The organism is Flavobacterium aquidurense (assembly GCF_001404985.1).
GTDB classification, from domain to species: domain Bacteria; phylum Bacteroidota; class Bacteroidia; order Flavobacteriales; family Flavobacteriaceae; genus Flavobacterium; species Flavobacterium aquidurense_B.
The window spans coordinates 92329-118535 of record NZ_JRLF01000012.1; the positions used below are offsets into that span (position 1 = coordinate 92329).

Genomic DNA, 26207 nt, shown 5'->3' on the forward strand with positions numbered 1-26207 from the left:
AGTGTTCAGTTTTCAGTGGCAGTTTTCAGTCTTAAAACTGAAATTTGTTACTGATTGCTGTATTTTTTAGTATTCAGTTTTCGATGACAGTTTACAGTCTGAAAACTGAAAATTGCGACTGTTTTACTTCTTTTTAAAGTTTAAGTTTTTAGTGCCGTTTCAGTATAAAACTGTGACTGCGACTACAAACTGTTTTACTTTCGCGGAATCCACTTCACTTCATCCGCTTTTAAGTCTGACGACAACTTCCGTGCCAAGACAAAAAGGTAGTCAGAAAGTCGGTTTAAGTACTTGATTGCGATTTCCGGAACATGTTCATTATGGCTTAAATGTACTGACAAACGCTCTGCACGACGGCAAATACAACGTGCGATATGACAATGTGACACGGTTGGGTGTCCTCCTGGTAAAACAAAATGAGTCATTTGAGGAAGACTTTCTTCCATTTTGTCAATTTCATTTTCTAGCAGTTCGATATCAGTTTCAATGATTCCGAGATTCTTCAATCGAAGTTCACCGTTTTTCAACACTTCTTTTTCTGCCGGAGTGGCTAAAATTGCTCCTACAGTAAATAAACGGTCCTGAATTTCTATTAATATGGTTTTATAATGTGAATCGATTTCCTGATCGCGAATGAGTCCTATATAAGAGTTCAATTCGTCAACAGTTCCGTAACTGTCAATCCTGATATGATCTTTAGGAACCCGGGTACCGCCAAAAAGAGCCGTTGTTCCTTTGTCTCCGGTTTTTGTATATACTTTCATTTTTTATTTTAGATTGTAGATTTATGATTTTAGATTGAAAAAAATTAAAACTTAAAAAATAGATTTAGAAAAGAATCTAAAATCTAAAATCAGAAATCTAAAATTTTTAAACGATTCTAAAATTATTTCGTTGTATCGCTTTCGATAACTCCATCACGTAAACGAATTACACGATGCGCATAGGCTGCGATGTCTTCTTCGTGAGTTACTAAAATTACAGTGTTTCCTTGTGCATGAATATCTCCAAAAAGTTTCATGATTTCTACAGAGGTTTTACTGTCTAAGTTTCCGGTTGGTTCATCAGCTAATATAATGGAAGGTTTGTTGACCAAAGCGCGTGCAATTGCTACACGCTGACGTTGTCCTCCTGAAAGCTGATTGGGTTGGTGGTCCATCCTGTCAGCAAGATTTACCTGATTTAGTACTTCGATGGCACGTTCATTACGTTCAGATTTAGAATGTCCTGCATAAATCATTGGTAATGCAACATTATCCAGAGCAGTAGTTCTGGGTAAAAGATTAAAGGTCTGGAATACAAATCCTATTTCCTTGTTTCGGATTCCCGCCAATTCATCATCTTTCATTTGGCTCACATCCTTTCCGTTTAAAACATAATTTCCTGAAGTTGGCGTATCCAAACAACCTAACAGGTTCATTAAAGTTGATTTTCCAGATCCTGACGGTCCCATTAAAGCGACATATTCCCCTTTGTTGATTTCTAAATCTATACCTTTTAAAACATAAACAATTTCGTTACCCAATACAAAATCTCGTTTGATGTTGGTTATTTTAATTAATGGATTTGCCATTTCGATTTACAATTTTGGATTTAAAAGTACAAAACACTTTTCAATAAACGATAAGTAGACTGAAATTGATTTTTGTTACAAAAGCAGCGGTTTATAAGACTTTGTTTTTTCGAAACCTTACTATTTAATCTTATTATATTCTATTGATTTAAAAACATGTTATATGATTATGAAATGATTTTATATAATTATCATATTTTTCATTTTTTATTGAATTATTTTAGTTTTAAATATTAAATTTTTATTAATTATTCATTTTAATTCAAATATTTAACTATATTTGTTATCTAATCTTAAATAATCAGAATTATGAAAAACATACAATTATTATCGGGAATTGCATTAATTGCATTAGCTTTTACATCGTGTAAAGATGAGAAACAAGAAAAAGCTCAAAAAACTATCGACGCCTATGTAGCTTACGTAGATTCAGTTAAAAATGTCAAAGCTGACGATTTGAAAGCAGATTGGAAAGATGTAGAAGCTGAATATGACAGAAAAGCTGCTGAAGCTCAAACTGCACTTGCTGATATTAAAGACAATACAGCTGCTACAGAAAAGATAAACGCGAGTAAAGTAAAATACGAAGAATTTAAAAATGAAATGACCACCGTTTTTGCCCCTCCCGCTCCAAGCCCAAAACAACAATTAAGAAATGCCTTATTTGGTGAAGGAAAAATTGGCGATGATATGAATTTTGATTGGGTAAACGCTAAAAATATTCATAGTGTATACCAACAATTTGTTCACACTGTTGAGAACAATAAAGATAAATATTCTCGTGAAGACTGGGATGAAGTAAAATTGATGTACGAAGCACTTGACAGCCGTAAAAATACAGTTGAAAAAGAAGGTCTTACATCTGAAGATAATAGAAAAATTGCAGGTTTAAAATTGAAATTTGCCCCAATGTATACTGTTAACAGAATGGGTGCTAAATCTGAAGAAAACAAAGAAGCTAAAAAATAATTAAGTAAATTGAATTAGTAAAAAAAAGACAATCAGCAATGATTGTCTTTTTTTTTATGCCAGAATCTTGCTGAATCGTCCTGAAATTTATTTGATGATTAGTTTTTCAAGCCTTGTCATCATTTCATCTTTTTCTTTCAGCATACGCTCATATAATGCGATTTTTTCTTCATGCAATTGAATAATCTTTTCAATTGGATTGTAGTTATTAATTATTAAGGTACTATCACTAAAAGTATTAGCAATAATATTTAATGCCTGATCCTGATCAAAATTTTGAAAAGCTTCAACAGGAATTTTCAAAGAATTAGATATTTGTCTTAGTAGATTATCTTCAATTACATCTTTCTGTTCCAGTATTGAAATTTTCTTTTGGTTCCAGTCTTCTCCCAAATCATAAGCTAATGCTTCTTGTTTAATGCCAAGCATTTCTCTGAAGCGTTTTACGTTTCTTCCCTGATGAATTTTCTGTTCCATAATGAGTGTCGTTTTTCTTAAGGATCAAAGATAAAGCTATCTGTACTAAAAAAATGAATTTCAAAGATAAAAAACATCTCAGTAAATGTATTTTTTGTCAGATATTAAGCACGAATTACAAAATGTTCTTTTTCCTGCTCGTATCTAAAAAACACAAATCCCCACTGAAAAGTATCAATTGTTACGGTAACTTTAGGGTGGTCTTTAATGGCTTTCCAGGCTTCTTGCATTTCTGCCGACCAATGAATATCATCAAAAATCCAAACAGAATCATTTGTGATAGTGGTCAATAAAAGATCGAAATAAGCTAAGGTTGCTTTTTTCGAATGATTTCCGTCAAAATATATCAAGTCAAAGTTTTCAGTCTCTGTTTTCAGTCTCAGTTGAAGATCCTTAAGATAACTTTCGAATTCTGTAATTATCGGGTCAACATTATTATAGTCAAATTCATTTAATTGATTTTTTGCGAAACTTGCGGTTTGTGGGCAACCTTCGAGTGTGATCACTTTTGCATTTGTGTTTCCTAAAGCCAAAGCAGAAGTTGCTAAACCTAAAGATGTTCCAATTTCAAGAATAGTTGCGGGCTGGAAATAATTAGTTACACGAAATAAAAGCTCTGCGCGTTTTTTTGAAATTCCTGCTGTCTTTGCTATTTTCGAAATTTGTCTTCTGTTTGATTTAAAAACTTTAGAACCGGCTCCGAAATCTGTTACTTCAATATAATTTTTGTTTTCTAAAAGAGATTTTCTATAATTCTCCAAGATCAAATATTCGGGTTTTGATTTCCTGTCGTAAAAACACTTTGTCAATAAATTAAATACGAATGGGGAATGAACTCCGTGTTCGTTTTTGGAATCCCAAAGGAATTTTAAATAAGATTGTATTTGAAATAGCATATAAAAAGTTACATATAAGTGCGAAGATACAAAAAAGTCGAAAGTCGAAAAGTCGAAAGTTTAAGGATAAAGATATTACTTTAAGACTTTAGGCTTTCGACTTTCAGACTCTAAAAAGACTATATTTGCCAACTTTAATTAAGCTAATAGTAATACGTTTTTTATGATGTTGAAGGAAGAAATAGAGGATACAAAAAAGATATCTTCTGAAGAAATTAATCGATGCATTGCTATTTTGGCACAATTGAATACCAATACAGATCAGATATTTGATATCCCAAAAGAACAGCGAATTGCTCTGATCAAAGAGGCTGGAATGTTTTCGAGACCGGATCGTGATGAGTTTTCGAGAAGAGTAAAAGATGGTTTGCAAGCTGCCAAACGTAAAAAAGAAAAGAAAGACAAAACCGCTCGTAAAGAAACCGGAATCCGTCATGCACGTGAAGCCAGTATATTTGTAGCTCCAAAATTATTAGCCTATACTGATCTTGCTCATAAAGAACAATTAGAACTCGAAACTCCAAGAAATTGTTACGTTTGTAAAACAGAATTTACTAAAATGCACCACTTTTATGATACGATGTGTACAGATTGTGGTGATTTTAATTACGCAAAACGTTTTCAGACTGCTGATGTAAAAGGACAAGTTGCTATTATAACAGGTTCCCGATTAAAAATTGGATATCATATTACTTTGATGCTTTTACGTGGCGGAGCAACAGTTATTGCTACAACGCGTTTTCCTGTAGATTCGGCTTTGCGTTTTGCAAAAGAAGAGGACTTTATGGATTGGGGACATCGTTTAAAAATTCATGGTTTAGATTTACGACACATACCAAGTGTGGAGATTTTTTGCAATTTTATTGAGCAAAAATATGAGCGTCTGGATATTTTAATTAATAATGCAGCACAAACCGTTAGAAGGCCTGCGGGATTTTATTCGCATTTAATGGCGAATGAAGAATTACCAATACATGTACTGCCAAAACAAGCGCAGGAACTATTGTTAGATCATCTTAATTGTCTGGATGAATTGAAAATCCTGACAAGCGGAGCTTCTTCAAACGAAAATATGCCGGTAACGTGGCATGGTCCGGAACCAGGAATTGGTTTGCGGGCTTCGGCTCAATTATCTCAAATTCCGTATTCGTTTGATAATGCCTTGGTAGCAAATGAAGTTTTTCCGGAAGGAGAACTCGATGCTGATTTACAACAAGTTGATTTGCGAAAAACGAACAGTTGGCGTTTACGTTTAGGACAAATAGAAACTACTGAAATGATCGAAGTACAGTTGGTAAATTCTGTTGCGCCTTTTGTTTTATGCAACCGACTTTCTGAAGTGATGAAGAAGGATAATACGGGACAAAAACATATTATAAATGTTTCTGCGATGGAAGGAAAGTTTCATCGTTTCTTTAAAGAAGACCGTCATCCGCATACCAATATGGCAAAAGCAGCGCTGAATATGTTAACACATACTTCGTCCGGAACTTTAGCGAAACATGGTATTTTTATGAATGCCGTAGATACTGGCTGGGTAACCGATGAAGATCCTGCCGAATTGGCGAAAAAGAAACAGGAATTAGAAGATTTTCAACCTCCATTAGATATTGTTGACGGTGCTGCTCGTGTAATGGATCCTTTGTTTGATGGTATTAATACTGGAAAGCATTGGTGCGGAAAATTCCTGAAAGATTATAATCCGATTCCCTGGTAGACTTTTAGTCTCAGTCTCACTATTCAGTCTCAGTTTTTCTTTGTGATCCAAAAAATAAAAAACCACAACAAAATATATTTGTTGTGGTTTTATTTTTGAAAATATAAGTTGATTAACGGTAAACGTTTTCTCCTTTGTTTGATTTCCATTCTCTTTCAAAATATTCAGCATCTTCGTCATTACGAGTATGAACTCCCAATACAACGTGACCATCTTTAATACCATCTTCATAAACTTTTGCTCTGTCTTCCGGAATACCAGATCCTACTAAAGCTCCAATTAATCCTCCGGTGATTCCACCAGCTCCTGCACCGGCTAAACCTGCAGCAAGAGGTCCGGCAATGATTAATCCTAATCCAGGGATAACAAGGCTTGTTCCTAAAGCAGCAATAACTCCTACGATAGCACCAATTGTTCCTCCAATTGCAGATCCTGTACCAGCAGTTTCAGCAGCTTTTGTACCCAATTCAGAATGGTCATCTTTATCTGAGTAATGTTTTTTTCTTGTTTCATCAGACATGATAAGGTTTATTTCATCCTTTGTATATCCTCTGTCATTTAAAGTGTTGTAAGCTCTTTCTGTGCTTTCACGATCAGTAAACATTCCTGTTAATATTTGACGTTTAGTTCCGTCAGGGTTATGTGTATTTTCCATTTTATGTAAATTTATATTGTGAATTCATTTTCACTTACACAAAGCTCGTGAAACACTCCAGATAGTTATTTACATAATTTTTCTTAATAATTACATATTGAAATTTTCATTTTAATAAAATAGATCTTATTTTTTGCTATTATTTCATTTTGCAATTATTTGATAAAAAAAGAAAACCACAACAAAATATATTCTGTTGTGGTTTTTATTAATAGCAATAAAGTTTTAATTTCTTTAGTTGACTTTGATTAATTTAACATCAAAAATAAGTACAGAACCTCCGGCGATCCCATTATTGTCAAAGCTTCCGTAACCTAAACGTGAAGGAACTAATAAAATTCCGTTTCCGCCTTCTTTAAAATAGGTAATACCTTCTGTCCAGCCTTTAATAACCTGATTTAATCCAAAAGAAAGTCCTTCGTCTTTACTTTTATCAAATACATTACCGTTAGAATAATATCCTTTGTAAGCTACAGTTACATTTGATGTTGCTGTTGGCTGTTTCCCTGTTCCCGGTTCATTGATAACATAATACAATCCAGATTCGCTTTTTACAGCTGCTAATTTGTTTTTTGCAATATAATCTGTGATTTCTTTGTCGTTTTCAACAGTATAATCTTTTTCCGGTTCCTGTTTGTCTATTTCTTTATCACCGTTGCAAGAGATAAAAAGAGTTAAAGCCAGAAATGAAGTTAAAAGGTATTTCATGAATTTTTGATTTTTTTAAAACGGCTAATATAATAAAGTTTTCAGTCTCAGTGACAGTTTTCAGTTGTTTTGAGGATATTAGATACCAGATCCAAATTTATTCGGATTGTTGATCATATAATTTATAAGTTTTCCAATCTCAATATTTTTCATGTTCAGGATTTCAAATTTTGCCTGATTGATATATTCGCATTTAAGTGAAAATTCTAGCCAAACATTCGTTTCTGAGTTTTCAGCATCACTGTCGGTTAATTTGCTTATAAAATGATTTACATATCTTCTCTTTCGGTATGATTCTGCAATATTTGCTGAAACACTTCTTGAAGAACGTCTTATTTGATCTGTTAATGAATATTTTTCTTCTTTTGGAAAATCTTTTGAAAGTTCGAAAATTTCCATAGCAAGTTCAAAAGATTTTTTATAAGCCAATAATTCTTTAAAATCCATTTTTTTATTTCTTATAAAGATAAAAAAAAGAAAGAAAAAGACTACTTTAAAAAAGGAATATTTACAAATTCAAACTGAAAACTGACACTGAGACCGAAAACTGAAAACCGAGACTGAAAACTAAAAACTATCCCTCAATTTTAGCCGAAAGCTCAAACCAGCGCTCTTCTTTCTGATCTATTTTATTGATTATGTTTTGTAATTCGTTTGCTTTTTTCTCGATATCAGCATCGGCAACTTTTCCGTCAGAGAATAATTGCTCGATTTTAGTTTTATCAATTTCCAGATCTTTAATTTCTCTTTCTAGTTTTTGATATTCTTTTTGCTCGTTAAAAGTTAAGTTTCCTGTTGGATTATTTTGTTTCCAGTCTTTCTTTTCGGCTTTGTTTTCTTCTTTTTGAGCTACATCAGCACTGTCTTCATAAGCTCTAAAGTCAGAATAGTTTCCTGGAAAATTCTCGATTTCACCATTTCCTCTAAAGACAAATAAGTGATCTACGATTTTATCCATAAAATAACGGTCGTGAGAAACCACAAGCAAACATCCGGGATAATCTAAAAGAAAACTCTCCAGAACATTTAATGTAACAATATCTAAATCGTTTGTAGGCTCATCCAGAATCAAAAAGTTAGGATTCTGAATTAAAACCGTACATAAATACAAACGTTTTAATTCTCCTCCGCTTAATTTTTCTACAAAGTCATATTGTTTTTTGGCATCAAAAAGAAAACGTTCCAGCAATTGGGAAGCCGAAATCATGCGGCCTTTTGCTAACGGGATAAATTCTCCGTATTCTTTTATAATATCAATTACACGTTGTTGCGGTTTTGGGTTAATACCAGTCTGAGTATAATACCCAATTTTTATCGTTTCACCTTTTATTACACGGCCACTATCTAAAGGAAGTGTTCCGGTTAAAAGATTTAAAAAAGTAGATTTTCCAGTTCCGTTTTTACCAATAATTCCAATACGTTCCCCACGCTGAAAATCAAAACTAAAGTTGTCCAGAATAACGTGATCCTTGAATTTTTTTGAAATTTTGTGAAGCTCAATAATCTTGCTTCCCATACGTTCCATATTAATTTCAAGCTCGACTTTGTTTTCAAGACGACGGCTTTGCGCTTTTTCTTTAATTAAATAAAAATCATCCTGACGGGATTTTGATTTTGTAGTTCTCGCTTTTGGTTGACGACGCATCCATTCTAATTCTTTTACAAATAAGTTTTTAGCTTTATCAACGCTGGCATTTTCAGAAGCAATTCGTTCTTCTTTTTTCTCTAAATAATAAGAGTAATTTCCTTTGTATTGGTATAATTTTCCGTTGTCAAGTTCGATGATTTCATTACAAACACGCTCTAAAAAGAAACGGTCGTGCGTAACCATAAACAACGTAATGTTTTCTTTTGCAAAATAACTTTCCAGCCATTCGATCATTTCAAGATCTAAGTGGTTGGTAGGCTCATCAAGAATTAATAAATCCGGACGATTGATTAAGATAATCGCCAATGAAAGACGCTTTTTTTGCCCTCCCGAAAGATTTTTTACCTTTAATTTAAAATCTTCCAGTTTTAATTTAAAAAGGATTTGCTTGTATTGCGTTTCAAAATCCCACGCATTATGTAGGTCCATTCCGTCAAAAGCTTTTTGATATGCTTCTTCATCGTCTGGATTTTCAAGTGCTTTTTCGTATTTTTCTATAACTTTTAAAGTCTCATTATCTGAAGCAAAAATACTTTCTTCGATAGTCAGTTCTTCCTGCAAATTATTGTTTTGCGACAAAAAAGCCATTTTAATGCCTTTTCTTAAAACTACCTGACCAGTATCTGGTTCGTCTAAACCATTAATAATGCTCATAATGGTTGTTTTTCCAGAACCATTTTTAGCAATAAAAGCAATTTTTTGGTCTTTATTGATTCCAAATGAAATGTTGTCAAAAAGCGTTTTTTCGCCAAACGACTTCGATATATTTTCTACAGATAAGTAATTCACTATAAACTATGTGTTATAAATTATAAGTTATGAATCCTTTATAAAACATAACTTTTTTGCAAAAGTAAACTATTATATTGCTATTTGCGAATTATTTATGGAATAGCAATTAAAGACAAGACTTAAAATCAATTCCTCGGAAATTATTTCTACGCCCGTCCTAAATAATACACAAGAGAGCTTAATTTTCAAAATTAAAAAAGAGACTATAAAGTCTCTTTGTGTATTAATTATGTCTTATAAATAATTTTATAAAATTATTTATTGATTAATTTTTCAAGTCTTTGCATCATCTCATCTTTCTCTTTCAACATACGCTCATACAATGCAATTTTGGCATCATATAACTCAATAATTTTATCTACGGGATTAAAAGAAGGTTGGTAGCTAAATCCAGAAGCGACTGCATTATCTTTAAAATCTTGGAATGAATAAGTATTTGCAATAATATTCACCGCTTGTTCTTCATCAAAATTTTGAAAAGCTTCAACAGGAATTTTTAATGCATCTGAGATTTGATTTAATATATCGTCTTCAATTATATCTTTTTGCTCCAGCATAGAAATTTTCTTCTGATTCCAGTCTTTTCCCAGATCAAAAGCCAATGCCTCTTGTTTGATTCCAAGCATTTCCCTGAAACGTTTTATGTTTCTTCCCTGATGTATTTTTTGTTCCATAATGAATATCAATTTTCTGAAGATTCAAAGATAAACCCATTTCGATGAAAAAGCATGGGTTTCCAAAGATAAAAAAATATCATGTAAATATCTTTCTTGCAATAGTAAACTATTCCAGGACTATTTGCGAATTATTTATGGAGATAGGAATTTAGAACCGGACTCAGGTCAAAACGATGAATTTGCTGGATAACATTAATAATAGGTTTTCGAACTAAAGCTTCATTAGTTATATAATAATGTAAACCATCCTGAGTTGCAATTCCTTCTATTTGAAGAATGGGAAATTTAATGCTAATTCGTCTTTTATTTCCAGATAAAAAATCATTGTTTTTATAATCGTATAATAGGTATAAAAATGGTTTTCCAACTTTCGAATATCCACAAAGAACAATTAATTTTTGTGATTCTAAATAGGTTGCTCCCGTTACTAAACCTTTTGTATTTAGAGTATCTTTTAGTCGTGCAACGTGATTACCGGATTTGTTAGGTAATGCATAAATACTGGTTTTAGACGAACTCCATTCTTTAGTAAACAAATAAATACTATCAGTAGAAACAATAAAAGCTTCGCAATCAAAATTTGTTGTGTTTCCTTTTTTAGATGATAAATCCGTCTGGTCAGCATAACTGAATGAGATATTTTCTATAATGGGATTTCCTTCTGAAAATGATTTTTTTTCAATTTTTAAAATGGTAAGATCAGTTCGGTTTCCGGAATTATTATTGCCAAAATCTCCAATGTATAAATGCGAGTTATCTTGCGAAATTTCTTCCCAGTCGTGATTTATAACTTTGTCCAGAATAATTTTTTTCTGAATTTTCCCCAACGAATCTAATCCGTATATCGTTTTGTCATGATCGTCGTTATGTGTCCATAATAAATTGTCAAAAGCAATTAATCCTGAAGTTTCGTGTACCGAATCACTTAATTTGATAGAATATTCAGGTTTGATTTTGAGTTCCTTATACAAACAGCTTCCATCATTTACTGTTGCATCCGGATTATAGTTTTTAGCATTGGGATCTGTACAACCATGAATTTGTGCATAATTAGAAGTGAAAATCAAACAAAAAAATAAAATCGTTTTTAGCATATCCTGCAATGTTATATTTGCATAAGATAAAAGTAAAGTTTTAAAGAATAGCTTTAAATATTATTGAAAAAATATAATTAAAATGTTATTTTGCAGTGCTAATTTAATTTAGGCTTTTTCTCTGGATGTAGCATAATTCCCAAATATGAAAATTTTACAACGACTTTCACATTATCGTATTTCGCGCTATTTTAAAATTTTATTTGTAGGTGTAGATTTGATATTGTTAAATTTAGCTACAATCCTTTCAGCATTGGCCAGATTTGGGAGTTTAGACAGGCTTTTGTCTAAAGAAGAAAGAACGGTTTCGTTGCTGGCAATTTTAATTTGGGTTGGTTTATTGCTTCAAAATGATTCTAACAGAAGTATTCGGGTCGAGCCCATAGAATCTATATTGGTCAGAACAATAAAAAAAATAATAATTCATGCTTCTCTAATTTCAATTTTTGTTGTTTACTTAAACTACACTGATATTTCGCGATGGAGATTGCTTTCTTTTTACCTGATTTTTTTCGGCTTGTTAATGATTTCTCGTTATTTTTCGATGAAGCTTTTAAAATACATTCGGGCACAAGGCTATAATTTTAAAACCTTTGTAGTTGTTGGTGCCAATGAATCCGGAGATAAAATACGTAAAATATTAGCTAAAGATTTAACTTACGGATATCGATTTTTAGGTTTTTTTGATGAAGAAATAGAGGATATAATTATTAATCGAAACTTGGTTTTAGGAGGATTTGATTCTATTAAAAATTTTGTCCTTGAAAAAAAAGTGGATGAGATGTATGTGGCGTTACACATTGATAATATTGAGATAATAAATGAATTGACCAGAATTTGTGAACAAAATATGGTGAGAATTAAATTTATTCCTGATTTTCAATTGTACACAAAATCAAGCAAAGTAGAGGTAGCTTTTTATGAAAATACTCCGGTATTAATGTTTCGTACAGAACCGTTGGAGTTTCCTGTAAACAGACTTATAAAAAAAATATTTGATATTTGTTTTTCTGCTTCGGTTATTTTCTTTGTATTTCCGTGGTTGTTTCCAATTATAATGTTGATTATTAAGCTAGAATCTCCGGGTCCTGTTTTCTTTAAGCAAAAGCGATCAGGCAGGGATAATAGATCTTTTATGTGTTTTAAATTTAGAAGCATGTATGTAAATGATTTTGCACATGATAAAATAACAAAAAAAGGGGACAGTCGTGTTACTAAGTTTGGCGCTTTTATTCGTAGAACAAGTATCGATGAATTGCCACAGTTTTTTAATGTTTTCTGGGGCGATATGTCTGTTGTAGGACCACGACCACATATGATGAATGTTGTAAAAGAATATAGCGATCTGATTAATAATTATGTGGTTCGGCAATATGCAAAACCCGGAATTACAGGATGGGCACAGATTAATGGGTTTCGTGGTGAAACAAAAACATTAAGCGATATGGAAAATAGGGTAGAATATGATATTTGGTATATCGAAAACTGGAGCCTGTTACTGGATGTAAAAATCATTATAGAAACAGTCATCAATATATTCAAGGGTGAAGAGAATGCTTATTAATGAAATCGAAAAAACTGATTGTTTTTAATAACTTCCTTTAGGTTAGAAACGCTGTTTATTTTTATTTTTTCATCAAAAGAGGCAATATGTTTCATATGATGCACATCTGTTCCTGTAAAATCGTACAATCCTTTTTTTAGAAGTTCTTCGGCAATTTGAGTTATTGTGTCTCCATAATAACCTACTGTCGACAATAAATTTAATTGAAATAAACAGCCTACTTTTTTTAGCTTTTCATATTCACCAAAATCCTTTCGGTAATATAAATAACGTTCCGGATGCGCTAAAACCGGAGTATATCCTGCAACTTGTAATTCAAAAAGTGTTTTGTATAGGTTTATGGGAGCACTCTGATACGATATTTCAACCAATACATGATTGTTTTTTAAAGTAAGAAGCTTTTCGTTTTTAAAATGACTTTCAAACCAATCATCTATAAAATATTCGGCAGCAGCCTGAAAAGGAATTTTCATATTCTTTTCTTCTAAAAGAAGTTTAGTTTCCTGATGTTTTCCTGCAATAGTTTCCTGAGAATTATTCCATACATAATGGCTGATATGAGGTGTTGTAATAAATTGAGAAACCCCAATTTTATCAAACGCACGAACAAGTTTTGTAGTCTCTGTTATGGTTTTTGCACCATCATCTATTCCTGGCAATAAATGGGAGTGAATATCAATATAATTATCAGACAAAAGATCTTTTAGGACAGGTTTTGATTTGAGGAAGGATAGCATGTTGCAAAAGTATGAAAATAGAAAGGATTTGTTATTGTTTAAATTTAATGTAACAAAATGTAACAACACCTTTTGGATTATATTATATTTGGATTGCTAAAAATCTACTATTTTATGAAAATTAAAGAAAATTTATACAATCAGAGGATTATATCTATTGATGCTTTACGAGGAATTACGATTTTTGTTATGATTTTTGTAAATGAACTGGCAAGTATCAAAAATGTACCTCAATGGATGAAGCATATGCCGGCTGATGCAGACGCTATGACTTTTGTTGATGTTGTTTTTCCTGCTTTTTTATTTATTGTAGGTATGTCTGTTCCGTTTGCTTTTAATGCCCGATTATTAAAAGGAGATAGTACAAAAATTATTTGGTCACATACTTTAAAAAGAGCTTTGGCATTAATTATCATTGGTGTTTTTATGGTTAATGCTGAGGATGGTTATGATGCTGCGAAAATGATAATTACACCTGTATTTTGGGCTCTTTTAGCTTATGCAATGCCAATACCAATTTGGAATAAATATGATAAAAATTTTCCGGTTTGGTTAAAAAATATACTTCGATACGGCGGAATGTTGGTTTTAGTTGCGCTGTATTTTTTATATGTTCAGGATACCGGAGAAATTGGGATGACGCCAAAATGGTGGGGAATTCTGGGTTTAATAGGTTGGGCATATCTTTTTACTATCGTTTATTATTGGATTGTTTGCGGAAAATTATGGGCAATGATTACTTTTTTAGTAGTTTGTGTTTTGGCAAATACTATAAATTTAACGCAAGGAGCTCCATTGCAGCATTTGCCATGGTTTAATTTTATTGCAGGACATTTAACACATGCTGCATTAGTTGCTGCCGGAGTAGTTATCTCGCTGTTATTTTTTGATCGAAAAGTGCCTGCAAAAATCAATTGGGCAGTCATAGGTTTTACAATCTTGTTTTTTGTAACAGGATATTTGCTAAGACCTTATTATGGAATTTCAAAAATTAAGGGAACCCCATCCTGGACGATGTTCTCAGCTGCAATTTGTACCGTTTTGTTCTACTTTCTTTATTGGCTGATGGAAATAAAAAAAATAACGAAGTGGAGTAATTTCTTTATGCCTGCAGCAGCAAATCCTTTGTTGATTTATATTTTACCGGGAGTATTGTATTATTTCTGTAAAGCTTTTAATATTCATATCATTCCGGGATATTTTCGTGTAGGTGTTCCTGGAATTATCTGGTCATTAATTTTCTCTACCATTATGTTGTTTGTAATGAAATTATGTAACCGGTATAAAATTCAGTTGCACTTGTAAAGATTTAAAAGTTTCAGGTTTCAGGTCAACGCAATGTGAAACATGAAACAATTTTTTTACTTCTCAATTATAACTGATTTTATTTCTAAAAATGCCCCCGAAACCGGAGTATAATTCACAAAATTGAATTTGCAAAGATTATGAATGTTTAAAATTTTTCCGTCAGGGAGTCCGTCTTGTTTAAAATCTGACCACAGAATTTTAATAGTTGTAAACCTCGTTGGTGAAGCTGCCAGATCAACTCTTGGGTGCGAACCTCCATGCACACAACCTGTTCCTTCTGGATTTCCTTCTCGCGCTTGTAATTTTACAAGATGAGATGCTTTATAAGTAATACTCACAAATTTAGAATTATCTGATAAATTTGTAGGCGCACCATCATTTGAATTTGATTCCGTTATTAAAACATTCAATTCAATTTCACCAACGGGATTATCTTTTGCCGTTACCTTAATAATACCTTTTTCCTGACGAACACGATTAATAATCTCCTGGTTTTCTACTGCAGGACCTGCAATATACCAAGTTGAGGTTTTAACTAAATCTTTATCTGAATCATTTTTAATAGAAATAAAACCTACTATTAAAAAGCCTACTGTCAGAATTAAAAATAGATTCAATCTTAATCAATATCTTCTTTTTCATATAAATTAAAATTAGTTGAAATCAAAAATATGATTTTATAGTTTGTCTTAAGTTTTCTTTTTTTATTATCTCTAATAATCAACCTCTGTTCTAAATTTAATTTTAAATTTGTAAGAAGTTGTTTCTTAAATAATTATGAAATGAAAATTCTAAAATCTTTAATTGTTTTGTTTTTCTTTTTTTCAGGTTCATTTTGTTATTCACAAAAGGATTCGATTTCGAATAACGAAAAAGATATTTTAGATGTTTTATATAAGCTCTTTCATAAAAATGACTCAGTGCGAATTAATCCGGATAAAAGAGTTGCTTTTTCTTTGCTTCCGGTTCCTATAGATGCAAATAAAAGTGCAGGATTAGTAGTCTCTTTTTTAACCACATTTTATCTTGGCGACAGCAATACGACAAAAATGTCGCAAGTTTCATTTTCGCCCTATTTTAGTTTTACCAAGCAATACGTTTTTCCTATACAATCTTATATTTATACAAAAGACAATAACTGGAATTTTATTGGGGATTACAGATATATGATTTATCCGCAGCCAACTTATGGTTTAGGCGGACATAATACAGATAAAAAAATGTCGACTTTAGATTATCAGCAATGGCGGTTTTATCAATTTGCAACCCGAAAGATTATTGGTGATTTCCGTTTAGGATTAGGATTGTTATTGGATAATTATCAAAATATTTCTGAAGAATCCTATATAGAAGACCAAACCGATTATTCGAAATATATGAATGACGATTTCTCAAACGAAAATTCTTTTGGTGTTGCTATTCAGGGATTGTATGATTCCAGAAAAAACAACGTAAATCCTGAACAGGGTTTGTATGTCGAAGCAGATTACAGAATTAATACCAGTGGAGTAGAAGGCGCAAAATGGAAATCTATTTATTTGGATGCACGAAAATATCATTCTTTCCATAAATATAAACACAGAGTTTTGGCGTACCGGGCTTTTTACTGGTCTACGTTTGGCGGAAAACCACATTATCTTGATTTGCCAAGCATTGGTTGGGATCGTGACGGAAAAACGGGCCGAGGTTTTACAAGAAATAGATTTCGCAGCAACGCATTAATTTATTTTGAAACGGAATATCGAACAGATATTTCTAAAAACGGATTTTGGGGAATGGTGTTTTTTACCAATCTTTCGTCAGTTTCAAAGTTAGATACTTATGATTTTAAAAAATGGAATCCGGCCGTTGGAACCGGTTTACGTATCAAATGGAACAAACAAAACAATAGTAATTTGGTACTGGATTTTGGTGTTAGTAAAAACGATTGGTCATTACGGTTAGGATTGGCTGAAAATTTCTAACTTTCCCAAAAATCAACAGATCAAATTTTCATGCAATTATCGGTAATTATTCTCAATTATAATGTGCGTTACTTTCTGGAACAATGTGTTTTAAGTGTGCAGGAATCACTTTCGACACTTGATGCCGAAATTATTGTTGTTGATAATAATTCATCAGATGAAAGCTGTTTGATGATGAAAAGTAAATTCCCAAACGTAAAATTAATTCAAAATAATTCTAATTGTGGTTTTCCAAAAGGCAATAATATTGGTGTTGAACAAGCTTCCGGAAAATATATTTGTATTTTAAATCCGGATACTGTTGTTGCAGAAGATACATTTATAAAAGTTTTGGCTTTTGCCGAAAAGCAAATTGATTTAGGAATTGTAGGCTGTAAATTAATTGACGGAACAGGAAGCTTTCTCCCGGAAAGTAAACGAGGAATTCCAACGCCCTGGGTTGCCTTTACGAAGATTTTTGGTTTGTATAAAATTTTTCCAAAGTCGAAAGTTTTTAATCAATATTATGCACAGCATATCAATGAAAATGAGACTGGAAAAGTTGAAATTTTAGTTGGTGCATTTATGGTTATGCATCGCAATTTGTATCTGGAGCTGGAAGGTTTCGATGAAAAATGTTTCATGTACGCAGATGATATCGATTTGTCATATCGTGTATTGCAGAAACAGAAATCGAATTATTATTTTCATGAAACCACAGTTTTGCATTATAAAGGTGAAAGTACCGTGAAAGACGAAAAATATATGAAACGCTTTCAGGAAGCAATGAGCTTTTTCTATCAAAAGCATTTTAAAAAATCATGGTTTTTTGAATTTTTCATTCAAATTGGGATTTGGTTTTTCTCTATTGTAAAAATGTTTGAGGGAAAAACGAAGCCAAAACCTGCACCGGAAAGTGTTCTTTTTTATTCTTTAAATAGAAATTTGTCTGAAAAATTACCTTTTATTTTAAAAAATAAAGTTGTCTTTTTCGATTTGAAAAAAGAAAAAATGGTAAATTCGTCCCTGATTTTTAGGGGTAAAAAGATGGAGATTATTTTGGATAATCAGTATGTTTCGTTCAAAAAATGTATCAAAATCATAGAAACTCTTAAAGATAAGAACATTACTTTTAAGATTTTCCCCAAAAATACAAATTTTATTATCGGGAGTAATTCCCGAAATGACAGAGGGCAAATTATAAAAATTGAGTAAAAAATTATATTAAGTGTAATTTATATTTAAAATATTTAGTAATTTCGCAATCAGAAAATCAAAATCATCCTTTAGATTAACAATATGGCAAGATTTGAATTAAAGCTTCCTAAGATGGGAGAAAGTGTCGCTGAAGCAACTATTACCAACTGGTTGAAAGAAGTGGGAGATAAAATTGAAGCTGATGAAGCTGTACTTGAAATTGCAACTGATAAGGTTGACAGTGAAGTGCCAAGCGAAGTTTCGGGAATTTTAGTTGAACAGTTATTTGGTAAAGATGATTTAGTTCAGGTAGGACAAACCATTGCAATTATTGAAACAGAAGGTGATGCACCAGTTGCAAAATCTGAAGAAGTTACAGCGCCGGCTGAAGCTGCGGCAATAGAACAAACTATAGAAGCTGCTAAAGATGTTGTAGCTGCTCCACAAGATTTCTCAGGATCTGATAAATTCTTTTCTCCGTTAGTAAAAAATATTGCGAAAGAAGAAGGGATTTCTGTTGCTGAATTAGAAAGTCTTGCAGGTTCTGGTAAAGACGGACGTGTAACAAAAGAAGATATTTTAAAATATATTGAAGATCGTAAATCCGGTGTTCAAACTCCAAAAGCTGTTGTTGAGGCTCCAAAAGCAGTAGAACCAGTAGCTCAGAAAGTTCATGCAGTTCCGGTTCAAAAAAGCCAGCAAGCAGTTCCGGTTTCTGTAAATGGAGGTGACGAAATTATCGAAATGGACAGAATGCGTAAACTGATTTCAGGATACATGACGGCTTCAGTTCAGACTTCGGCTCACGTGCAATCGTTTATTGAAGTCGATGTAACGAATATTGTAAAATGGAGAGAAAAAGTAAAAACCGCTTTCGAAAAAAGAGAAGGCGAGAAGTTGACTTTTACACCAATTATGATGGAAGCTGTGGCAAAAGCCTTAAAAGATTTCCCGGGAATGAATATTTCTGTTGATGGTGATTATATCATCAAAAAGAAAAATATAAATTTAGGAATGGCTGCGGCTTTACCTAACGGAAACTTAATTGTTCCTGTAATTAAAAATGCAGATCAATTGAATCTTGTAGGAATGGCAAAAGCGGTTAATGATTTAGGTAACCGTGCAAAAGCAGGAAAATTAAAACCAGACGATACACAAGGTGGTACTTATACAGTAACGAATGTGGGAACTTTTGGCAGTGTTTTTGGAACGCCAATTATCAATCAGCCACAGGTAGGAATCCTGGCTCTTGGTGCAATTCGTAAAGTGCCTGCGGTTATTGAAACTCCGGAAGGGGATTTTATCGGGATTCGTCAAAAAATGTTCTTGTCGCACTCTTACGATCACAGAGTTGTTGATGGAGCTTTAGGTGGAAGTTTCGTAAAAAGAGTAGCAGAATATCTAGAAGCTTTTGATGTAGATCGTGATTTCTAAAATCAAATAAAAATAAATTTAAACCCGGAAGATTTTAATGATTTTCCGGGTTTTTTGTTTGTAAGAAAAGGTTAAGGAAACGATCTTTGCTTTTCTTTGATACTATATTTTGAAGTTGAAATCTAAAAATTGAATCCATTTTTGATTAAAAAAAATAAGAATACAGGAGGAAATTCGGCTTTAAAAATTACATTTGTAATCTTATAAAAATTAAAAATGGAACTCAAACTCAACAAACCAATTTGCTTTTTTGATCTTGAAACAACCGGAATTGATATCGGTAAAGATCGAATTGTAGAAATTTCGATATTCAAAGTTTTTCCAAACGGAAATAAAGAAAGTAAAACCTGGTTAGTGAATCCTACGATTCCAATTCCGCCGCAAACTACCGCAGTTCATGGTATTACAGATGAAAAAGTAGCAAATGAACCTACTTTTGCAGAACTGGCGCCTCAGGTTCATAATATGATTAAGGATAGTGATTTGGGTGGATTTAATTCAGATCGTTTTGATATTCCGTTATTGGCAGAAGAATTACTTCGTGCCGGAGTTGACTTTGATATGAAAAATAAAGTTTCAGTAGATGTGCAGACTATTTTTCATAAAATGGAAGAACGCACTTTAAGTGCTGCATTGAAATTTTATTGCGGAAAAAGTCTTGAAAATGCGCATTCTGCAGAAGCGGATACAATGGCAACTTACGAAATATTAAAAGCACAATTAGATCGTTATCCGGATTTAGAAAATGATATGAAGTCATTATCTGAATTTACAACCCGTAAAAAAATCGCTGATTTCGCCGGAATGATTGCTTTCGATAAAGACAACGAAGAAATTTTTACATTCGGAAAACATAAAGGTGCAAAGGTTGATAAAATTCTTGAAAGCGAACCAGGCTATTTCAGCTGGATTCAAAATGCGGACTTCCCGTTATATACCAAAAAGGTTCTGACAGCAATTAAATTAAGAAAGTTAAATACAAAATAAGGTTCTAAGTTGCTAAGATTCTAAGTTGCTAAGTTTTTTACGCATAGTTTCTTAGAGCCTTAGTGACTTAGTGACTTAGTAACTTATAAAAGAAATGAAGATAATCTGTATCGGTAGAAATTATACCAATCATATTGAGGAATTAAAGAATGAAAGACCAACAGAGCCAGTAGTTTTTATGAAGCCGGATTCGGCAGTTTTGTTGAAACAGCATCCGTTTGTAATTCCTGAATTTTCTGAAGAAATTCATCACGAAATAGAGATAATTGTTAAAATTAATAAAGTAGGGAAGTATATAGAGCCCAAATTTGCTCATAAGTATTATGATGAAATTAGTGTAGGTATTGACTTTACTGCCAGAGATTTGCAGGATAAACTCAAAGCAAAAGGATTGCCTTGGGAAAAAGCAAAAGCATTTGACGGCTCTGCGGTTATTGGAGAGTTTTTGCCGAAAACTGATTTTGTTTCGATGGAAAATCTTACATTTGAGTTGACAAATAATTCTGAAACTGTTCAAAAAGGAAATACAAGCTTTATGCTTTGGAAAATAGATGAACTTGTGGCGTATGTATCGCAATTTTTTACTTTAAAAATTGGAGATATTATCTTTACGGGAACTCCTGAAGGTGTTGCTTCGGTTAAACCTAATGATGTTTTAGAAGGCTTTTTAGAAGATAAAAAATTATTTAGAATACAAGTAAAATAATGGCTTTAAAATACAACCTTTCGAAAGTATATGCGCTTTCAGACAATGATCCGGAATTTGTAAACGAAATTCTGCAATTATTTGTTACCGAAGTTCCTGAAGATTTACAGCAAATCAAAGAAGGGATCAAGAAAAAAGATCATAAATATGCATATTCTTATGCCCATAAAATAAAACCTACATTAGATTTAATGGGTTTAAATGTTGCTTTTGAAGAAATTCTGCAAGTTGAAGCCTGGACAAAGGCCGAAGGCAAGAAGAAGGAAATTATCGAAACTTTTAAAAGTATTAAAGTTCAGGTAAAAGAAGCAATCAAAGAAATTAAAAAAGATTTCGATTTGTAAAATTTAGGCATGTTCCTGTTTTTGAGTTTATGTTTAAAGGTTAAAAACAGGGACGCATCTATAGTTATCGGAATTTACTATATCTTTTGTTCCTGAAATATTTTGCTTGAATAGATGTCGCTTTTGTTACAAAAGGATATCGTTTGTACCACTCAGGTAAAACAGGAGCATAACTCTTCTTTATAATAATCACTTACAGCACAAGTAAGTAAAAATAATCCACAGCTATGAAAGCAACTATCATTACTATTGGAGACGAAATTTTAATAGGCCAAATTGTAGATACGAATTCAGGTTTTATTGCCAAGTCCTTAGATAGAATTGGTGTTGAGGTTCATGAAATGATTTCGATAAGCGACGATAAAAAACACATTCTGGATACTTTTGCGCAATTGCAAAACAAAGTAGATGTTGTAATTGTAACGGGAGGTTTAGGACCAACAAAAGATGATGTAACTAAAAAAACATTCTGTGATTATTTTGATGATCAATTAGTCGTAAACCCGGAAGTTCTGGCTCATGTAACAGAATTAATTGAAGGATTTTATAAACGTCCAATTTCACAATTAAATAAAGATCAGGCGTTAGTTCCTTCAAAATGTACCGTTTTGCATAATAAAATGGGAACTGCACCGGGAATGTGGATGAAGAAAGAAGATACAGTTTTTATTTCGCTTCCGGGAGTTCCGTACGAAATGAAATATTTAGTCGAAGAAGAGATAATTCCTAAAATAGTTCGAGAGTATAAACGTCCGTATATTATTCATAAAACCATTTTAACCTACGGTCAGGGCGAGAGTCTAGTGGCAGAACGTATTGAGGATTGGGAGAATAATTTGCCTGAATTTATAAAATTGGCTTATTTGCCAAATCCCGGCAGAGTGCGTTTGCGTTTATCAGCAAGAGGAACTAATAAAGAATTGCTTGAAGCGGCAATCGAAGAAAACGTAAAAACATTAGATGCTATAATTCATGATATTATAGTAGGATATGAAGAAAATGAAACGATAGAATCCGTAGTTGGCAAAATTTTGACCAAACAAAATAAAACGATTTCCACTGCAGAAAGTTTTACAGGAGGAAAAATTGCTTCGATTTTGTCAGCAGTTCCCGGAGCTTCTAACTACTTTAAAGGCAGTGTAGTTTCATATGCAACAGAGGCTAAGGTTAGTGTTCTCGGTATCTCGCAGGATTTAGTAGATCAATTTTCGGTAGTTAGCGCAGAGGTTGCTTCTGCTATGGCTTTGAACGTGAAAGAGATACTAAAAACAGACTATGCAATTGCAACAACTGGGAACGCCGGACCCACAAAAGGAGATTCAGATGCTGAAATTGGAACTGTTTTTATCGCTTTGGCTACTCCAAACGGTATAATTACAGAAGAATTTAATTTTGGCCAACCACGTGAAAAAGTGATAGATAGAGCTTCGATTAAGAGTTTAGAAATATTACAGAAAGAAATTTTAAAAAATGTGCTGTAATTTTTTGTTTCAATCGTTTATTTTTCTTTTCTTTGCACCCTGATTTTGAATAACGATAAAAGATAAGTATAATGTCAAGAGTTTGTGACCTTACAGGTAAAAGAGCGATGGTAGGAAATAACGTTTCTCACGCTATGAACAAAACTAAGAGAAAATTTTCTGTAAACTTAGTTAAAAAGCGTTTTTATCTTCCAGAAGAAGATAGATGGATTACTCTTAGAGTAGCAGCATCTACGATAAAAACAATTAATAAAAATGGAATCACTGCTGTTTTGAAAAAAGCACAGTCAGAAGGATTTATCAAATAATCTTTTCCTAAATAAATATATAGCAAGATGGCAAAGAAAGGTAATAGAATCCAGGTAATTTTAGAATGTACTGAACACAAGACTTCTGGTGTTGCGGGTACTTCAAGATACATTACAACTAAGAACAAAAAAAATACTCCGGACAGATTAGAGATTAAGAAATTTAATCCAATCTTGAAACGTGTAACTGTTCACAAAGAAATTAAGTAATAATTAGAGATTTTAGTACAATCCTAAATGTTGATTATTAAGTAAATTAATAACACTAAACATTTTAAGATTTATTGAATTTCAATAACATTTAAATCATGGCAAAGAAAACCGTAGCATCGTTACAAACATCTTCTAAGAGATTATCAAAAGCCATCAAAATGGTGAAATCTCCTAAAACTGGTGCATATACATTCGTAGAATCTATTATGGCTCCTGAAGAAGTTGATACTTTCTTGAAAAAGAAATAATAACAATTACAGTATATAGAAAAGCTACTTTCATTCGGAAGTAGCTTTTTTATTTTTTATATTTGTCTAAAATTTTATAGAAATATAACAATTGGCTTTTTTTTAAGCATTAGTTCCCGATATCCTCTATATCTTTACTCTCCGCATTGTGGAATCAAAAGGTATAAATACTATCGGTTCAGATGAAAACAATGGGCTTCTATAAAATTAGGACTATCAGATTGTTAAAATCGTATAGTCTAAAAAACTAACAACCTATAAAAAATGAGTTTTTTTAAAAAATTATTCTCTACTGATAAAAAAGAGACTTTAGACAAAGGTCTTGAAAAATCAAAAACTACTTTTTTCTCAAAGTTAAGTAAAGCCGTTGCTGGAAAATCTAAAGTCGATGATGATGTTTTAGATGATCTGGAAGAAATTCTGGTAGCTTCTGACGTTGGTGTAAATACAACCTTGAAAGTAATTTCCAGAATCGAAAAACGTGTTGCTGAAGATAAATATTTAGGTACAGATGAGCTAAATCAAATCCTGCGTGAAGAAATTGGTGCTTTATTGTCTGAAACCAATACTGGTGAAGCAACCGAATTCGAAATCCCAAAAGATAAGAAACCATATGTTTTAATGGTTGTAGGAGTAAATGGAGTGGGTAAAACTACTACAATTGGTAAATTAGCCTATCAGTTTAAAAAAGCAGGTTATAAAGTTGTTTTAGGAGCTGCTGATACTTTTCGTGCTGCCGCTATCGATCAGTTACAGGTTTGGGCAGATCGTGTAGATGTGCCAATCGTGAGACAAAATATGGGTAGTGATCCCGCTTCTGTAGCTTTTGATACCTTGCAATCTGCTGTAGCGCAAAATGCCGATGTTGTAATCATTGATACTGCGGGACGTTTGCATAATAAAGTTAATTTAATGAATGAGCTTACCAAAGTAAAACGTGTAATGCAAAAAGTGGTTGCTGATGCGCCTCATGATGTGCTTTTGGTTTTAGATGGTTCTACAGGTCAAAATGCTTTTGAACAGGCTAAACAATTTACCGCTGCAACTGAAGTAACTTCTCTTGCTGTAACCAAATTAGACGGAACTGCAAAAGGTGGTGTTGTAATTGGTATTTCTGACCAGTTTCAGATTCCTGTAAAATATATTGGTGTAGGTGAAGGAATTGAAGATTTACAGGTTTTTAATAAATATGAATTTGTAGATAGTTTTTTTAAATAATTTTGAGATAGTTCAATGAGTTTTTCTTCTTTAAAAAATATAACACCTCTTACTTTTTATTTCGGAAGTGTTATTTGTTTTGTTTTAGCAAATGTATTAAGGGATAAAGTTTTGTCTTTTTACTACATTTTACTTGTATTGGGAATAGTTTTCTTTTTTATGGGAATCTTAAAAAGATTACGTACAAAAAGATAAATTACTGGTAGAGTGCACTAATTTTGCTCCATAAAGTTTTATCAAAATCGGATAAGGCTAAGTTGACATCGTCAGCAGCATCTCCCATTCTGATAATTACCATTTTTTTGCTTGGAACAACATATATTTTCTGATCATTTTTACCCAAAGCCATAAACATGTCATTTGGACCTGTTGGGATTATACTTCCCTGAAAGGTAAGCTGTGATTGTGGCAGATGGTAATTCGATTTACCATTTAACCACCATAAATATCCATATCCTAAATTAATATTTTGGGATGTATTTGTTGCTTCGTCAAAATAGGTCTCATTTAAAACTTGAGTATTATCCCATTTTCCTTTATTAAGCATTAAGAGTCCAAAGCGAGCCATGCTTCTGGATGTACTGGTATAAACGCTATTGTTTCCAATTTGAATCCAATTACCATTCATGCCAATTTTGTCTCTGAGTTTGATGTTAAAATAATTCTCCCAGGTTTGTCCGCTTGCTTTTGCAACAACATCTTGTAGTTTTACATATACATTATGATATGCCCAACGTTTTCCTGCATCGGCTTTGTATATAAGATTTGCTGGATCTACTTCATCTGTACTATCGTCAAGACCTGAGGTCATTGTAAGTAGGTTTTTGCAGGTAATTAAGTTTTCTTGTGCGGGTGTTTCACTTGTCCAGCCTGTGCCAATATATTGTGAAACTTTATTGTTAATGTTTAATAAGTTTTCTTGCTGTGCAATTCCGGTTACCGTTGATGTTAATGTTTTTCCTGCGCTTGCCCAGTACCAATTTGTCGTTGCTGAATGACCATTAAAGTAATCCTCTAAAACAATCCGGCCATTTACTAGAATTATAAAAGATTTAGAGTTTTTAAGTTCTAAGTAATCTAAAAGGGGTTGAACAGCATTTTGATTCCATTTTAAATCAGAAATTGATTTTGTTTCCCATGTATTTCCTGTTAATGGAGGGAAATACATGATTTCGTTTGTGGCAGAAGATGAATCAGTGGGATCTGAACTGCATCCTACAAATACCATGATTATCAGGATTGTGTAAATAGTTTTGGTCATGTTTTTTTGATTTTGGTTTAGAGTAAGATCAAAAATATATAAAATAGTTTAA

28 protein-coding genes are annotated in these 26207 nt (G+C 32.5%); 15 read left to right on the top strand and 13 right to left on the bottom strand.

Features of this window, described 5'->3' with window-relative positions; all coding sequences use genetic code 11:
- Nucleotides 1–194: 194 nt before the first annotated feature.
- Together RC62_RS12215 and RC62_RS12220 are read right to left on the bottom strand one after the other, a co-directional pair.
- Nucleotides 195–764 (bottom strand): cob(I)yrinic acid a,c-diamide adenosyltransferase, encoded by a 570-nt coding sequence (locus RC62_RS12215; RefSeq protein ID WP_055095511.1) that lies wholly within the window; start codon nt 762–764, stop codon nt 195–197.
- A 122-nt stretch (nt 765–886) separates the two neighbouring features.
- Nucleotides 887–1573, bottom strand: a complete 687-nt coding sequence (locus tag RC62_RS12220; RefSeq protein WP_055095513.1) for an ABC transporter ATP-binding protein — start codon at nt 1571–1573, stop codon at nt 887–889.
- Between the two features lie 309 nt (nt 1574–1882).
- On the opposite strand from RC62_RS12220, the gene RC62_RS12225 reads away from it, so the two are divergent.
- A complete protein-coding gene (locus RC62_RS12225; RefSeq protein WP_055095515.1) occupies nt 1883–2542 on the top strand; it encodes a DUF6565 domain-containing protein in 660 nt (219 codons plus the stop codon).
- Nucleotides 2543–2629: 87 nt separating this feature from the next.
- Here RC62_RS12225 and RC62_RS12230 read toward each other — a convergent pair whose 3' ends face one another.
- Together RC62_RS12230 and RC62_RS12235 are read right to left on the bottom strand one after the other, a co-directional pair.
- On the bottom strand, nt 2630–3019 hold the full coding sequence (locus tag RC62_RS12230) for a helix-turn-helix domain-containing protein (protein ID WP_055095517.1): 390 nt from the start codon (nt 3017–3019) through the stop codon (nt 2630–2632).
- Between the two features lie 104 nt (nt 3020–3123).
- On the bottom strand, nt 3124–3915 hold the full coding sequence (locus tag RC62_RS12235) for an O-methyltransferase (protein ID WP_055095518.1): 792 nt from the start codon (nt 3913–3915) through the stop codon (nt 3124–3126).
- A gap of 166 nt (nt 3916–4081) precedes the next feature.
- Here RC62_RS12235 and RC62_RS12240 point away from each other — a divergent pair, with 166 nt between their 5' ends.
- Complete coding sequence (locus RC62_RS12240) at nt 4082–5632, top strand: SDR family NAD(P)-dependent oxidoreductase (protein ID WP_055096691.1); 1551 nt, start codon at nt 4082–4084, stop codon at nt 5630–5632.
- 112 nt (nt 5633–5744) lie between these two features.
- Here RC62_RS12240 and RC62_RS12245 read toward each other — a convergent pair whose 3' ends face one another.
- From RC62_RS12245 to RC62_RS12270, 6 genes are all read right to left on the bottom strand, one after another.
- A complete protein-coding gene (locus RC62_RS12245; protein ID WP_055095520.1) occupies nt 5745–6287 on the bottom strand; it encodes a hypothetical protein in 543 nt (180 codons plus the stop codon).
- A 234-nt stretch (nt 6288–6521) separates the two neighbouring features.
- Nucleotides 6522–6995, bottom strand: a complete 474-nt coding sequence (locus RC62_RS12250; RefSeq protein WP_055095522.1) for an FKBP-type peptidyl-prolyl cis-trans isomerase — start codon at nt 6993–6995, stop codon at nt 6522–6524.
- Nucleotides 6996–7073: 78 nt separating this feature from the next.
- Nucleotides 7074–7442, bottom strand: a complete 369-nt coding sequence (locus RC62_RS12255; RefSeq protein ID WP_055095524.1) for a four helix bundle protein — start codon at nt 7440–7442, stop codon at nt 7074–7076.
- Between the two features lie 127 nt (nt 7443–7569).
- Nucleotides 7570–9432 (bottom strand): ABC-F family ATP-binding cassette domain-containing protein, encoded by a 1863-nt coding sequence (locus RC62_RS12260; protein ID WP_055095526.1) that lies wholly within the window; start codon nt 9430–9432, stop codon nt 7570–7572.
- A 257-nt stretch (nt 9433–9689) separates the two neighbouring features.
- Complete coding sequence (locus RC62_RS12265; protein WP_055095529.1) at nt 9690–10109, bottom strand: helix-turn-helix transcriptional regulator; 420 nt, start codon at nt 10107–10109, stop codon at nt 9690–9692.
- Nucleotides 10110–10240: 131 nt separating this feature from the next.
- The gene (locus tag RC62_RS12270) at nt 10241–11206 is read right to left on the bottom strand and encodes a hypothetical protein (protein WP_055095531.1); all 966 of its coding nucleotides are present in this window, start codon (nt 11204–11206) and stop codon (nt 10241–10243) included.
- 145 nt (nt 11207–11351) lie between these two features.
- Here RC62_RS12270 and RC62_RS12275 point away from each other — a divergent pair, with 145 nt between their 5' ends.
- A complete protein-coding gene (locus RC62_RS12275) occupies nt 11352–12770 on the top strand; it encodes an undecaprenyl-phosphate glucose phosphotransferase (protein ID WP_055095533.1) in 1419 nt (472 codons plus the stop codon).
- On the opposite strand, the gene RC62_RS12280 is transcribed toward RC62_RS12275, so the two are convergent.
- Complete coding sequence (locus RC62_RS12280; RefSeq protein WP_055095535.1) at nt 12767–13507, bottom strand: tyrosine-protein phosphatase; 741 nt, start codon at nt 13505–13507, stop codon at nt 12767–12769. The two genes, RC62_RS12275 and RC62_RS12280, sit on opposite strands and share 4 nt — an antisense overlap.
- A 114-nt stretch (nt 13508–13621) precedes the next feature.
- Here RC62_RS12280 and RC62_RS12285 point away from each other — a divergent pair, with 114 nt between their 5' ends.
- Complete coding sequence (locus tag RC62_RS12285) at nt 13622–14812, top strand: DUF5009 domain-containing protein (protein ID WP_055095537.1); 1191 nt, start codon at nt 13622–13624, stop codon at nt 14810–14812.
- 56 nt (nt 14813–14868) lie between these two features.
- Here RC62_RS12285 and RC62_RS12290 read toward each other — a convergent pair whose 3' ends face one another.
- Nucleotides 14869–15432 (bottom strand): hypothetical protein, encoded by a 564-nt coding sequence (locus RC62_RS12290; protein WP_055095539.1) that lies wholly within the window; start codon nt 15430–15432, stop codon nt 14869–14871.
- A 165-nt stretch (nt 15433–15597) separates the two neighbouring features.
- Here RC62_RS12290 and RC62_RS12295 point away from each other — a divergent pair, with 165 nt between their 5' ends.
- From RC62_RS12295 to ftsY, 11 genes are all read left to right on the top strand, one after another.
- Entirely contained in the window at nt 15598–16779 is a 1182-nt protein-coding gene (locus RC62_RS12295) for a hypothetical protein (RefSeq protein WP_055095541.1), read from the top strand.
- Between the two features lie 30 nt (nt 16780–16809).
- Nucleotides 16810–17973, top strand: a complete 1164-nt coding sequence (locus tag RC62_RS12300; protein ID WP_055095543.1) for a glycosyltransferase family 2 protein — start codon at nt 16810–16812, stop codon at nt 17971–17973.
- 84 nt (nt 17974–18057) lie between these two features.
- Nucleotides 18058–19389: a dihydrolipoamide acetyltransferase family protein gene (locus tag RC62_RS12305; protein ID WP_055095545.1), complete on the top strand. Its 1332-nt coding sequence runs from the start codon at nt 18058–18060 to the stop codon at nt 19387–19389.
- A 216-nt stretch (nt 19390–19605) separates the two neighbouring features.
- Nucleotides 19606–20376 (top strand): 3'-5' exonuclease, encoded by a 771-nt coding sequence (locus tag RC62_RS12310; RefSeq protein ID WP_055095547.1) that lies wholly within the window; start codon nt 19606–19608, stop codon nt 20374–20376.
- 94 nt (nt 20377–20470) lie between these two features.
- Nucleotides 20471–21082, top strand: coding sequence for a fumarylacetoacetate hydrolase family protein (locus RC62_RS12315; RefSeq protein WP_055095549.1), 612 nt, complete (start codon nt 20471–20473; stop codon nt 21080–21082).
- Nucleotides 21082–21426: an Hpt domain-containing protein gene (locus tag RC62_RS12320; RefSeq protein ID WP_055095551.1), complete on the top strand. Its 345-nt coding sequence runs from the start codon at nt 21082–21084 to the stop codon at nt 21424–21426. The genes RC62_RS12315 and RC62_RS12320 overlap by 1 nt, the downstream gene beginning before the upstream one ends.
- A 227-nt stretch (nt 21427–21653) precedes the next feature.
- Nucleotides 21654–22907: a CinA family nicotinamide mononucleotide deamidase-related protein gene (locus tag RC62_RS12325; RefSeq protein ID WP_055095553.1), complete on the top strand. Its 1254-nt coding sequence runs from the start codon at nt 21654–21656 to the stop codon at nt 22905–22907.
- Between the two features lie 71 nt (nt 22908–22978).
- Nucleotides 22979–23215 carry a 50S ribosomal protein L28 gene (rpmB, locus tag RC62_RS12330; protein WP_008468080.1) on the top strand — a complete coding sequence of 79 codons (237 nt, stop codon included), beginning with the start codon at nt 22979–22981 and terminating at the stop codon, nt 23213–23215.
- 27 nt (nt 23216–23242) lie between these two features.
- On the top strand, nt 23243–23425 hold the full coding sequence (gene rpmG, locus RC62_RS12335) for a 50S ribosomal protein L33 (protein ID WP_017495179.1): 183 nt from the start codon (nt 23243–23245) through the stop codon (nt 23423–23425).
- Nucleotides 23426–23523: 98 nt separating this feature from the next.
- Nucleotides 23524–23676: a DUF4295 domain-containing protein gene (locus tag RC62_RS22765; RefSeq protein ID WP_007805819.1), complete on the top strand. Its 153-nt coding sequence runs from the start codon at nt 23524–23526 to the stop codon at nt 23674–23676.
- A 264-nt stretch (nt 23677–23940) separates the two neighbouring features.
- Complete coding sequence (gene ftsY, locus RC62_RS12340) at nt 23941–24894, top strand: signal recognition particle-docking protein FtsY (RefSeq protein ID WP_055095555.1); 954 nt, start codon at nt 23941–23943, stop codon at nt 24892–24894.
- Nucleotides 24895–25090: 196 nt separating this feature from the next.
- Here the strand turns inward: ftsY and RC62_RS12350 are convergent, their stop codons facing one another.
- Nucleotides 25091–26155 carry a serine hydrolase domain-containing protein gene (locus tag RC62_RS12350; RefSeq protein ID WP_055095559.1) on the bottom strand — a complete coding sequence of 355 codons (1065 nt, stop codon included), beginning with the start codon at nt 26153–26155 and terminating at the stop codon, nt 25091–25093.
- Nucleotides 26156–26207: the final 52 nt, after the last annotated feature.